The organism is Fervidobacterium sp. 2310opik-2 (assembly GCF_011057735.1).
Classification (GTDB): Bacteria; Thermotogota; Thermotogae; order Thermotogales; family Fervidobacteriaceae; genus Fervidobacterium; species Fervidobacterium nodosum.
In genome coordinates this window covers 1-12,654 of sequence record NZ_LNGG01000016.1, presented here as the reverse complement: position 1 = coordinate 12,654, position 12,654 = coordinate 1, and the positions used below count along the sequence as shown (strand labels likewise).

Genomic DNA, 12,654 nt, shown 5'->3' with positions numbered 1-12,654 from the left:
TGAGGGCATTTGAGTTGGACATTAGCCATATCGGGATACCTCCTTTTTGAGGGAGGTCACTTTCTCCTTGAACGTCTCTATTTTCTTGGCTAATTCCAAAATCCTATCGGCCTTTTCTAGTTCCCTTTTCTCAACCAATTTCTTAATTTCATTTGCTAAAGTGGTATAAAAGTTATCCACTTCCTCGATAACGATATCGAAGCCACTGCTTACGCTATCGTTCATCCTGCTCCCTCCCTTCAGACTTGTTGAAGAATGCTTCTTGTATCCATCAATTCTAATACCATACTCTGTAACTTGAGAGTTTACATCTATGTAATGAAAATTACTCTCTTCATGCTTATTTTATCACATATATGAATGAAAACTGACAAAGTTCGTATACTATTATTTTGACAATTTCAATAATACCAGAAGACAGGAAAAGTTATTAGTTCATCGTTTATATAAGAAGGGCATTAGAAAGGTTGGAAAATGATTAGGACGGTTCTGTATATGAAAGTTGTAAACCTAAAGAAGTTTTCCAAAAACAAACCTTTTCAAAGTTTTATGACACAAATAGATCATTTTCAGACTAGTAACATGATGTATAATTATCTTGAATTCTATGATATTGCATAAGGTTACGACAATGGGGTAGAAAAATGTATATAATCACAAACCAACCCGAAGAAGGTCAAAGAACTTTACACGACAGGCTTACTGAACCCATAAGAATATCTGAAAGCATAGATACTCTTGTTGGCTTCTTCTACATGAATGGTTATAACCTCATTCATAGGGCTATAGATGAAAACCCAGATGCAAAAATGAGAATACTCGTTGGTTTGAATGTGGCACAAACTGATAGGGTGTTGTACGAGCTTGAAAGCACTGACAACACTTCTATAAGCGAAAAGGTGCAAACATTCTTTGATTTGGTGAAACATGTTCTTAATGATGATTCGACAGACACCCGAGAGGTATATGAACTCTTCATTGGTTTTATCAACCATCTAAAAAATGGAAAAGTTCAAATCAGGAAGACCAAAGAACCTAATCATTCGAAGCTCTATATTCTTAACTTTAAAGACAAAACCGTTAGGCCAGGCTTGTTCATCACTGGAAGCAGTAATCTTACGAAAGCCGGATTAGAGGAACAAACGGAATTTAACGTCGAAATTTCGGACTTTGGCTTGGATAGCACAAAAGAATTCTTTTCACGACTTTGGCAAGAATCCATCGAAATTACTGAGAAATGCGAATGGTTTGAGAAACTTATCAAGGTACTTAGCGAAGAAACCCATTTGGGAAGGAAGATTTCACCCTTGGAGGCATATGCATACATTTTAAAGACTTACATTGACTCTTTTATACCAAAACATTCCGTCGATGAGTTTGAAAGATTGCTGCAGAGAAATGGTTATAAGGTCTTTACATATCAAATGGACGCAATAAAGGGTGCAATATCAAAGATTGAGAACCATTCTGGAGTTATATTGGCAGACGTGGTTGGGCTTGGTAAGACAATTATAGCTCTGGGTATAGCGAAAATTCTCCGAGAGAAAGGAATTATAATTGCTCCTCCTGGTTTGATACAAATGTGGGAAGCATACTTAAAGCAATTTAGAATGTGTACGATTGGGAATTTTTTTCGATTGGAAAACTAGACGATGCTGTCAATTACGTCAAAGAAAACCTCGAAGTTAGTGTTGTTGTAGTTGATGAAGCTTATAAGTTCAGAAATCCCAAAACAAAAGGTTACGAGAAATTGTATACAATTTGCTTTGGAAGAAAGGTAATTCTTCTTACTGCAACACCATTTAACAATAGACCTTCGGACATCTTCTCGCTTATCAAACTTTTCCAGAGACCGAAAAGTTCCACTATAGATCTATCACCAAATATAGAGATCAAAATTTCAAAATTCCAGGAAGAATTCTCAGATCTTATCAAGATTAAAAAGTACTCAAAAGACCCTAATAAGATAGAAACCGCTCTCAGAATTTACAAAGAGAAGTTCAATGAAAACGTTGATAAAATTACTGGACAGGAACTTAAAAAGGTTGAAGAAAGAATTAGGCAGCTATCCAGGGAAATTCGGAAGTTTATAGAACCCGTTATAATCAGGCGAAACAGAATTGACTTAAGAGAAAATCCAAGGTACAGAAACGAAATTGGTGCAATGTCAGAAATCAAAGACCCAATAGCCAAGTTTTACGAACTCACAAAAGAGCAATCGAAGTTTTATGACACTATAGTAAATGAGTATTTCGGCGAGTACGGTAGATTCAAGGGAGCCATATACACACCATACTTCTACAAAGAAGCAAATTGTACTTTGGATGAATCTAACTTTGAATATTTGAGCCAAAAGAACCTCAAAGAATTGATTAGGCGCTTGTTGGTAAAGCGATTTGAAAGCAGCTTTGGAGCATTTGAAAGGTCTGTAATGGCCATCAGGGATACTTGTGAGAGGGTGCTAAATTTCATAACAAATTACGGATACTATACATTCGACAAAAAAATTTTAGAAGCTATTGATGAACTAACCGATGATGAGGTATTCGAAATTGTCCAACAAAGATTGGCAGAAGATATGGACGGTTCAGGGAAAGGAAGAATGTCAATCTATGATATCAGCGATTTCGAAAGAAAGGAAGATTTCATAAGAGATATTGAAAGCGATAAAAAGTTACTTGATAGTATCCTTGATGACATGTCAAAACTAAAACTACAAACTGAAGATCCGAAAATCCAGGCTTTATCAAAAACACTACGCGAATTACAAGAACAGGAACCAAAACGAAAGATAATTATATTCACTGAATACATAGATACAGTGAAATATCTAAAAAGCAAACTCGACAAAGAGTTCAGAATACTTGCCGTAGATAAAGACTTAACTGAAGAACTTCTAGAAAAAATAAATGCCAATTTCGACGCAACATATAAGGAACAGAAAGATGATTTTGACATTCTTGTGGCAACTGATAAACTTTCCGAAGGATTTAACTTAGCCAGAGCAGGGGTTGTGATTAATTATGATATCCCATGGAACCCTGTTAGAGTAATTCAAAGGGTTGGACGAATAAACAGAATAGGCCAGAAAATATACGACGAACTTTACATAATCAACTTCTTCCCGACAGAAAAAGGTGAAGAACTCATTAGACAGAGAGAAATTGCCGAAACAAAGTTATTCCTTATCCACTGCGCTCTTGGTGAGGATGCAAAGATATTTTCAGAAGATGAAGAACCAAGTCCATCAAAGCTCTACGCTCGACTGTCAAATTACAATGAAATTGAAAGAATCTCAGATGGTGACGAAAGTCCTTTCACGATTGCGGTAAAAGAATTTCAGACCTTAAAATCCAAATATCCAGACATTGAAGACCGAATCCAAAAAATGCCACCAAAGGTGAAACTTTCCAAAAAAGCAAATAGTAGCACTCGTCGAAACCAAGTACTGTTTGTTAAAAAAGGAAATAGCATTTTCATTCTACGTTATGATTACAATACTGGACAAATAGAAGACACTTTAGATTTGACAGATGTACTTGAGGATATAAAAGCTACAGAGAATGATGTTGCTAACGATTTAAGCGAAGACTTCTGGAAAGCATATGAAGAATTGAAGAAGAAACTCAGATCTTACGAAACTCAAAAATTAGAAATGAGCAGAGCAGATAGGGAAGTGTTTAACGCATTAAAAACACTGCTGAATATCGACAAATTTGCCAGTCACCAAGATAAAATAAAAGCACTGTTAACACACATTAAGTTCTTTGGTAGTTTGCCTGAAACAATGCAGAAGGACATAAAGAAATTAGCTAAAGAATTTGCGACCGGGTATACAAATAAATCAGAAGAAGAGTTCGTGAAAGCTAAAGAAAAACTAGATCAAATTGTTCATCAGTTGGGTGGCGAGGATTATCTTGAAAGAATGAATCTGGCTAAATATAGAGTGGAGATAATGATATCTATTGAGAATGTATAAATCGGTCAACTACCGTAGTGGGGGTGAGGAACTAAATGAAGACCGAGGAATTTGTGAACAGGTTACTATATTCTGGTGAGAGTGTACGAGAGCTTTTAACTCAGTACTTTCAAGAACGAAATCCTAACTTTTACCCCGAAGAGGTTAATATTGACGATGAGCAATCTAGCGTTTCGAAAGTAGGAACTCTAACCTTAGAAGATAACGCAGTTGTACATTTCTACTGCGTTCAACTTAACGAGATATTGTCTGAGAGAACATCCAAGAAAAGACAGTACGAGATAGCAAAAAGAATATTGTCCAGAGAATTTGCAGATGCTGGAATATTTTTCTTCTATGATGATAACAGAAACTTTAGAATCTCTCTTGTTTACAAGGAGTACTATGGTGTTAGAGAAAAATACTCACACTACAAAAGATTCACATTCTTCCTTTCAAAAGACAAGCCTTACAAAACATTTGTTTTACAAATGGAAAAAAATAACTGGAGAAAGCTAAGTGACAAAAAAAAAGCATTCTCAGTGTAACCAGTGACAAAGGAATTCTACAAAGAGTTGCAAGCTTGGTACTTCTATGCACTCGACAAAATTAGATTCCCAGAAGACTATAAGTATTCAGATGATCCGCAGAAAAACAGAGAAGTACGGAATGCAACCAACCTAATAAGACTCCTAACACGAGTAATCTTTGCTTGGTTTATGAGAGAAAGAAATCTTATTCCAGAAGATATATTTGATGAAAACAAACTCAAGGGTATAGTAAAAGACTTCTTAAAAGATGAAAATAGCAGCAACTACTACAACGCAATTCTGCAAAACTTATTTTTTGCAACGCTAAACCAAAAACCATCGGAGCGTGCTTTTGCTTCAGACGGTGGAGAACCATATAATCCACACTATGGCGTAAAAACTTTGTATCGTTATGCGGACAAGTTTCTTATTTCAAAGGAGGATATACTTAAGCTCTTCAAGAATGTTCCATTCCTTAACGGCGGTTTGTTTGACTGTCTTGATAAAGAAGACTATTACGACGAAAAGAAAAGGGTTATTTATATAGACGGTTTCTCAAGAAATCCAAAAAAGCGAGCGGTAATACCGGACTATTTGTTTTTCAACAAAAATGAGATCATTGCTGACCTTTCGCAATATGGCCTCGGTAAAAACGAAAAGGTTAGGGGGCTTTTCACTATCTTCAGAGACTATAACTGGACAACCGATGAAGCTTCACCAGTAGATGAAGAAATCGCACTCGACCCTGAACTTTTAGGAAAAGTTTTTGAGAATTTGCTTGCTTCCTACAACCCAGAGACTCACGAGACTGCAAGAAGAGCAACAGGAAGTTATTATACACCAAGAGAAATTGTCGATTTTATGGTTGACACAACTCTTGTTGAGTACCTCAAAAACAAATGTCCAGAAGTTGACGAAGAGAAGATAAAACTACTTTTATCCTACAGCGAAGAGATCCCAACATTTTCCGAAGAGGAAAGAGCGAAACTGCTGGAAGCTATTGATAATGCCAAGATAATAGACACTGCTTGTGGTTCTGGTGCGTTCTTGATGGGAGCACTGCACAAACTCGTGCACATTTTGGAAAGACTTGACCCAGATAACAAGCATTGGAAAGAATTACAAAGAAGGAAAATCAGAGAAGATATAAATCATGTATTTGAGTCGCACGAAACCGACGAAGAAATCAAACAGGCATTAAAGGAACTAAATGAGATATTTGATGAGTCCTTAAATTATCCCAACTACTCCAGAAAACTTTACCTAATAGAGAACTGTATTTACGGTGTAGACATCCAACCTATAGCTGTTCAAATTTCAAAGCTAAGATTTTTCATATCATTGATACTGGACCAAATGATAGACCCGACCAAGGAAAACCTCGGAATCAGGCCTCTACCCAATTTAGAAACAAAGTTCGTTGCAGCCAATACACTCATTGGTTTACAAAAGCAAGGGCAGATCACACTTGCTTGGAACATAGAACGGTACAAAGAAGAACTGAGAAATTTAAGGCATAAATACTTCACTGCAAAAACAAGAACGAGAAAAATTCAACTGCAGCAAAAAGATAGAGATCTTAGGGAACAGATCAAGAAAGAACTTCTGGCTTTGAAATTCAGTGAAGAAGACGCTGAAAAAATAGCTTCGTTCGATCCTTTCGACCAAAACTCTTCTGCAGATTGGTTTGACCCGGAATGGATGTTCGGTGTCAAAGACGGGTTTGATTTAGTTATAGGCAATCCACCATACATTCAACTTCAAAAAGCCATTGAGGAAAAGAAAAAATATGCGGATTTGTATAAAAGCCAAGGCTTTGAAACATTTGACCGAATGGGCGATATATACTGCCTGTTTTACGAGAAAGGAATGCAAATCCTTAAAGAAAATGGCATACTGACCTTTATCACATCAAACAAATGGATGAGAGCAGGTTACGGTGAAAAGTTAAGAGCGTTCTTCTTAAAGTACAATCCAAAGGTATTAATCGATTTGGGACCAGGTGTATTTGAAAGCGCAACCGTAGATACATGTATATTAATGATTCAAAAGAGACCTAATGAAAATAAACTAAAAGCAGTGACTGTAACGGGGGAGAATATTAGGAAAGGCGATCTTATGAATCTACTCGAAACGCAAAGTGTTGTGCTTGCTCAACTTACAAAGGATGTATGGTTCATTGCATCCGATATTGAGAAAAGAATAAAAGAAAAGATAGAACAAGTTGGCAGACCACTGAAAGAATGGGATATCAATATTTATTACGGAATCAAGACGGGATTAAACGAAGCTTTCATTATCAGTACTGAGAAGCGTAATGAAATTCTCAAAGCTTGTAAAACAGAAGAGGAAAGGCAAAGAACGGAGGAGCTCATAAGACCTGTACTTCGCGGAAGAGATATTAAAAGGTACTATTACGAGTGGGCAGGATTGTGGATTATAGCAACGTTTCCAGCAAGAAAATTAGATATTGACAACTACCCAGCTCTGAAAAACTACTTTGTTTCCCATTTTGACATTCGTCAACTGGAACAATCAGGTAAGAGATATCCGCAACTTGGATTTAATGCGAGAAAGAAAACATCTAACAAGTGGTTCGAAACACAAGATCAAATTAGTTACTATATTGAATTTGAAAAAGAAAAATTGATTTACTCTGAAATTGTCCGTGAACCAAGTTTTTGCTGGGATACGGAGAAATTCTATATAGAAGCCACAGGATTTTTGATGACCGGTTGGAATACAAAGTTTCTTTGTGGTTTACTGAACTCAATACCTGCTAGTTACTTTTTTAAAAAATGGTATGCCGGTGGAGGATTAGGAAGTGATGGCTACAGATACAAAAAGGCTTTTCTAGAAAATCTACCAATACCAGTATTAACAAGTAGCAATAAACAAACTATCGAACTTCATATAGAAGAACTCTTCGATGAAATAACTAAAACTAAGAAAAACAATCACCAAGCCGATACCACAAAATTAGAACGTGAAATAAATCAGCTTGTTTACAGATTGTATGAGTTATCGGATGAAGAAATCGGATACATCGAAAAAGACGTCAACAGACATTAAAAATTCAAACCCCCCGCAACTCTCGGGGGATTTTTTACCATGATTTTTCCACTGTGAACTTGTAGATTGTGTTTCCGTACACGTTGTTTTCACAATTTTTCTAACAAAAGTACATTCTCTCCAGTATCCCAATGTCTATTTTGTAACATGGTTTCCATTCTTCTATTAGTTTAAAATTCTAGGTTGTAACATTTGGTTGTGTTATAAGCACTATGAGTTTTTTACTCTTTTCAGGTTTGTCAGCATATTGCTAGTAACCTTTAACCCTAAACATCATCTGGCAACCAGTGTAAAAAACTAAGCACTACACTTTACTTGAACACAATAATATATTTTTCTGAATACTCCTTAAAGGTTTCATCTATCTCCTTATAGACTGCGTCCAGTTTTTCGAGAATAGCCCCCTTCACATAAGCATGCCTTAATTCGGGCTTTTCTAATATAACCCACTTTAACTGCTTGTATAAATACTTTGCAAACAAAATCCATTCGGGGTAATTTATTGCCAAAGGATTTTTCGAAAAGTATACTTTTCCAGCATTCGATAAAGCAGCTAGTGAGTGTCCAATAAATAACATCGTGCCTAACTTGGGATGTTTCTCTCTGTTCAATGAAAATGGAATGCATTCCTTTTTTGGATAACCTTCCTTTATTCTTTTGATTGAATATCCAACTCTTATCACCACTTCTGTAATCATTGCTGGAATTGACATGGAACAGAAGTGAATGAAATCGTAGCCTTCGTAATACATTCCTTGTACAATTTCTGCTATTGTCTGCTCTTCTTCACCTATGCTGCCAAATTGAAATAAGTTAAATAGCCCCATCAATGGAACAGGTAGTCCCATAGAAGTGGTAATGTCCGACTTTAAGTGCATTACCTGCTTAGCAATGGCAGCAAATATATTGACTTCTTTCCTATCCGAATATTCCTGAATTACTTGGGAAACAAATTTTCCAGTTTTGTCAATGGTTGTCATTCTGCCTGTCAAAATATCAAATACACCGAATATGAATCCGAGCAAAGGATCGTGTCCTAAGGATAACAGTCTGTGATAATATGCTGAGAGTCCATTAACGAACACTGTTGTATTTCTATTATCCTGAGCATCGTACGGAACTTTGCTAATTCTCGAATTTGCAAGCTTTTCCATTTCTTCTTTTGGGAATCTTCTCTCGAACCATTCTCTTACATAGTTTGCCAAAGATCCAGCTTTAACTCCCTCAGGTGTCTTATGTGGTATACCCACTAGTAGAATATCTACTGCCGCTCCTAATAATCCTCCTGCAACACTTATAGCAATATCTACTTTATCAAGACGATGTAAGGCATTGAACTCCTCATTTAATAGTTTTATAGCTTGTTCACTATTACGTAACTCTTCTTCGGTAAAAAGAGTTTCCAAATCTGTATTATATCCAACAGCCTTTTCAGCCTCAGCACACAATTCTTCCCAAGTAGGCACAATAAGTTCTTTCTTTTCAGTTGGTGTTTCAACCTTTGGAAGGTCGGATAACGAATATCCGAGTGATTTTATAAGTTTTTCACTCTCTAATATTTGCTTTTCCAATTCCGACATATCAGGAAATTGGATATTCATAAGTTCTTGCCTCTGATATTTCAAGACGCTATTTATCTTCTGTTCTTCATCAGAATACTTGAATTTGCTCATACTGTTACTCCCAAATCATCTCCCAAATCGTTTCTCAAATCTTCTATAATCTTTCTCAACAAGATATTAAGTGACTTCAAATACTCCTCGCGCTCTTTCCTTATGTTCGCTTCATTCTTCAAGGCTTGAATAATGGCCTGATGTTTTCTAAGTGCTTCTTTATATAATTCCGCTTTCAACGCAGAAAGCTTCTTATGTTTTATGTGAGACGCAATACCAACCCCCAGAGCTGCTAACCCTGCCACTGGGGCCGCAAGCACGAAGATCCCAGCAACCATTCCTCCGCCGATTATGCTGCCAGCTGCTGCAAGTCCTGACGTAATTCCTGCAGCGGACAAGCCTACCGTCCCCAAACTATATAAAGCAAGAAATGAACCCGCTCCACCAATACCAGCACCAAGAGCTCCTGCTAACACCTCAGAAATAGGACTATCTTTAATGGTTCGGGTCTCATCATTAAGGGCAGCCGCAGCTTCGTTTAGAACATTAATAACCGGTTGTAACGATTCAAAGTTTTTAAATACTTCATCTTTCTTCTTTTTCTTATCTTGTTCACTCATACGTTTCCCTCCTTTTAGATGAAAGATACAAACAACTAAAAATATTGGAATCTTTGAAAATCTTTTTGCACTTTGAAGAAGCTCATCTACGCTGTTACCAACAAAGTCGGGCAAGTAAATAAAAAGAACTTCGGATTATTTTGACTTTTCTGAAAACTTAGATTTGACGATAGCCCTCCCTCTTAATTATATATGCAAACACTAACCAACATCTTATGTTTCACGGAGATTATCTAAGTTTTACCACATTCCTAACAAAAAGGTCAACTTACCAAGACTTGAAGTCCGTTCAAGATTTTACATAATTGTCTGCAACTTTTAATTCGTGAATATATCTATCTAATAGTTCTCAAAGCAGCAAATTTTTTATTCACATTTTTCGGCTTGTTTCTCGAACTTCTTCTATTGCGTTTTATACACTTAGTGAGAAATAGAGAAAGTAGTAAAGAAACGCATACGTGAAATGAAAAATACGTTTAGCACGCAACATTACTGAGAAGAGTTGAGCACAGTAATATTATACCACAAATTCTTTTGCAAATTGCAACAATTTAAAAAATTCCAAAAAAAAAAAAGCGAAGGCATGGTAGCAAAAGCTTGTACTTTAGGATGTTCAAAGCTCTAAAAGAAAGTAGAATTTGAGGGAATGTGCTTTAGAGTAATGGTATTGAGAGAAGAAGGGGTAATATACGACAGATGGTATCAGTCGGCAAGCAAACATGAACCAACAGCATGTAAATAAAGGATAAAGAAAAGTGGGCGGTTGAGAGAAGCGAATACGAATAGATGAAAAAATAAGGGGGACAAGCCCCCGTGGAATTTTTTAAAACTACTATTGAATTTCTTCTTCGTGAATTAGTTCAGCAAGTCGTGCTATTTCTGCTGTTATTTCTTCGCCTTTCGCTGTTAGCTCCTCAATTATCGAGCTTTCATTTACTAACGAGTTATTTATTTGCTCAAGTGTTTTAAGTATTGTCTCTGATAGTTTAGGAATTTCGTTCATTTCTTGAATCATGACGTCAAATTCTTTCCTCAAGCTTGTAGTCTCATTTTTCATTTTGCTGGCGAGTTTACCTATTTCAGAAGCTATGACAGAGAAACCTTTCGAATCGGCTATTTTCGATGCCTCTATTGAAGCATTTAAAGCATACATTGATATACTTGTTCCAATGTCTTGTAGAATACTATTTGTTCTATCAACAACAGAGATCTTCTTAGATAAGTTCTTACTCAAATCGTCAAGGAATTTTATTTGGTCAAGCAGCGATGTAACTGAGTTAGATATTCTCTCGATTTCTTTAGCATTTTCATTGTAAGCCATTGATACCTCATGCATACTCTTATTCACTGTTTTGGTTGCAGCTGATACCTCGTCAAGTATCTTCTTAAGCTTGTCTTGAGTGGAGTTGACACTTTCAAATAGTTGGAGCATGTTTTGGTTCATCTGCTGTAGTTCTTCCATTTCCAAAAGATTCTTATCTTTCAAATAGTTAACACAATTTTCCTTCTTATTGAGTGCATGATAAATAGCAATAGCCATATCTTCACATGAATCAAAACCACATGCTGAGCAGTTCAATTTTCTTTTCTCTGGTGTTGTCTTAAGCATATCGTTATAGACTGGTTCCAGTTCTTTAGCAGAGGGTTTTCGAATGTCTTTCTTCTTGTTTTGATATGTAGTTATAAAGTCTTCCAATCTAAGAGTTTTGTCGAAGAATTTGAAGAGTTTTTTGCTTTCTGACTTATCAAAGGTTTCTTTCTTCATAATATCAAACTCGTAGTCTATAACATCAATAGGTGTATCATTTTTGGTGGCAGTGCCTTTATTACAGCCCTCATGACAGTTAAGAATGTCTACAATTAAAGGCTTCTTATCATCTGGGGTCTTTGAATAGTCATGCTCTAAGTAATCAAATATGATATCTCCTTCGATTTGTTTAACTCTCGCACCTGGGAAGTATGCATAGACGTTTTCTTTCAAACCTCCTGGACGGCTGTAGAGTTTCCCCAAGTATCCCTCAAGATAGTCAAATTTTCCATCATCGGGAACTCTGTCATATATATGCTTATATTCTTTCATCAGTGAAACAAACGTAACGTTTAGCTGGACAACGTCCGGAAATCTTGCTATCTCATCTTTCTTTGCAATACATGGAGAAATGAAAACTATCGGCTCTGTCTTTTTTAGATATTTCCTCAGGAAAATGCTTGTGCACATCATAGGGCTTTGTGCAGGACATAGATATTCAATAAGTTCAGGTTTATGTCTTTCAATATAACTGACCACAGCGGGACACGGTTGCGCAATTACACTCTTTTTTCCATATTGTTCAATGTACCTTATATAAGCCCATGTGGTTATGTCTGCACCAAAAGAGACATCATAGACTTCCTTAAATCCTATTTCTCTTAACATGTTGATAAGTTTTCCTATCTTGAAATTTGCCCTTGCAGAAGGTGCAACGACTGCAATAGGTCTTATTCCGGATGCTAACATCTTTTTTAACTGGTCTATATCGTCTTTAAAACCTCTTGCCTCATGTTCACATGCTTTCACACATCTTCCACACTTGATACACAAGTCGTTGTCTACTTCGACGTAATCACCGTTTACCACATTTGCAAATTCTACCGGACACACTCGAATGCATTTGTAGCAGTTCACACACTTTTCTCTGTCAACCGTGATCACCACAACTCCCCCCCTCGTATAATAAGTTCGGTAAAAATTAAAATTGGTCTTTGAAAATTGAATGCATATTTTTTAACACCTCTGGTAAAATAGTTTCAGGTTGCCCCTCCTTGAGACTTTGTTCTCTTAAATAAGATTGCCTAACTAGAGTACAGCTTTTTACTTGCCG

At 36.4% G+C, this 12,654-nt stretch carries 8 protein-coding genes; 4 read left to right on the top strand and 4 right to left on the bottom strand.

What is annotated here, in order from left to right:
- Window positions 1-21 precede the first annotated feature (21 nt).
- Window positions 22-225, bottom strand: coding sequence for a hypothetical protein (locus AS161_RS06595; protein WP_164542214.1), 204 nt, complete (start codon window positions 223-225; stop codon window positions 22-24).
- A gap of 419 nt (window positions 226-644) precedes the next feature.
- Between AS161_RS06595 and AS161_RS06590 the strand changes: the two genes are divergently transcribed.
- Genes AS161_RS06590 through AS161_RS06580 form a run of 4 tightly spaced genes read left to right on the top strand, consistent with a single transcriptional unit; the run spans window position 645 to window position 7,560 of the window.
- Window positions 645-1,649 (top strand): phospholipase D-like domain-containing protein, encoded by a 1,005-nt coding sequence (locus AS161_RS06590; RefSeq protein ID WP_164542213.1) that lies wholly within the window; start codon window positions 645-647, stop codon window positions 1,647-1,649.
- Window positions 1,613-3,979, top strand: a complete 2,367-nt coding sequence (locus tag AS161_RS06585; RefSeq protein ID WP_164542212.1) for a helicase-related protein — start codon at window positions 1,613-1,615, stop codon at window positions 3,977-3,979. Before AS161_RS06590 ends, AS161_RS06585 begins: the two co-directional genes overlap by 37 nt.
- A gap of 35 nt (window positions 3,980-4,014) precedes the next feature.
- Window positions 4,015-4,506: a hypothetical protein gene (locus AS161_RS09245; protein WP_206518791.1), complete on the top strand. Its 492-nt coding sequence runs from the start codon at window positions 4,015-4,017 to the stop codon at window positions 4,504-4,506.
- A gap of 3 nt (window positions 4,507-4,509) precedes the next feature.
- Window positions 4,510-7,560, top strand: coding sequence for an N-6 DNA methylase (locus AS161_RS06580; protein ID WP_206518790.1), 3,051 nt, complete (start codon window positions 4,510-4,512; stop codon window positions 7,558-7,560).
- 311 nt (window positions 7,561-7,871) lie between these two features.
- On the opposite strand, the gene AS161_RS06575 is transcribed toward AS161_RS06580, so the two are convergent.
- The 3 genes from AS161_RS06575 to AS161_RS06565 form a co-directional block, all read right to left on the bottom strand.
- Entirely contained in the window at window positions 7,872-9,233 is a 1,362-nt protein-coding gene (locus tag AS161_RS06575) for a hypothetical protein (protein ID WP_164542211.1), read from the bottom strand.
- Window positions 9,230-9,793, bottom strand: a complete 564-nt coding sequence (locus AS161_RS06570) for a hypothetical protein (RefSeq protein ID WP_164542210.1) — start codon at window positions 9,791-9,793, stop codon at window positions 9,230-9,232. Before AS161_RS06570 ends, AS161_RS06575 begins: the two co-directional genes overlap by 4 nt.
- An 832-nt stretch (window positions 9,794-10,625) precedes the next feature.
- Window positions 10,626-12,485: a [Fe-Fe] hydrogenase large subunit C-terminal domain-containing protein gene (locus tag AS161_RS06565; RefSeq protein ID WP_164542209.1), complete on the bottom strand. Its 1,860-nt coding sequence runs from the start codon at window positions 12,483-12,485 to the stop codon at window positions 10,626-10,628.
- Window positions 12,486-12,654: the final 169 nt, after the last annotated feature.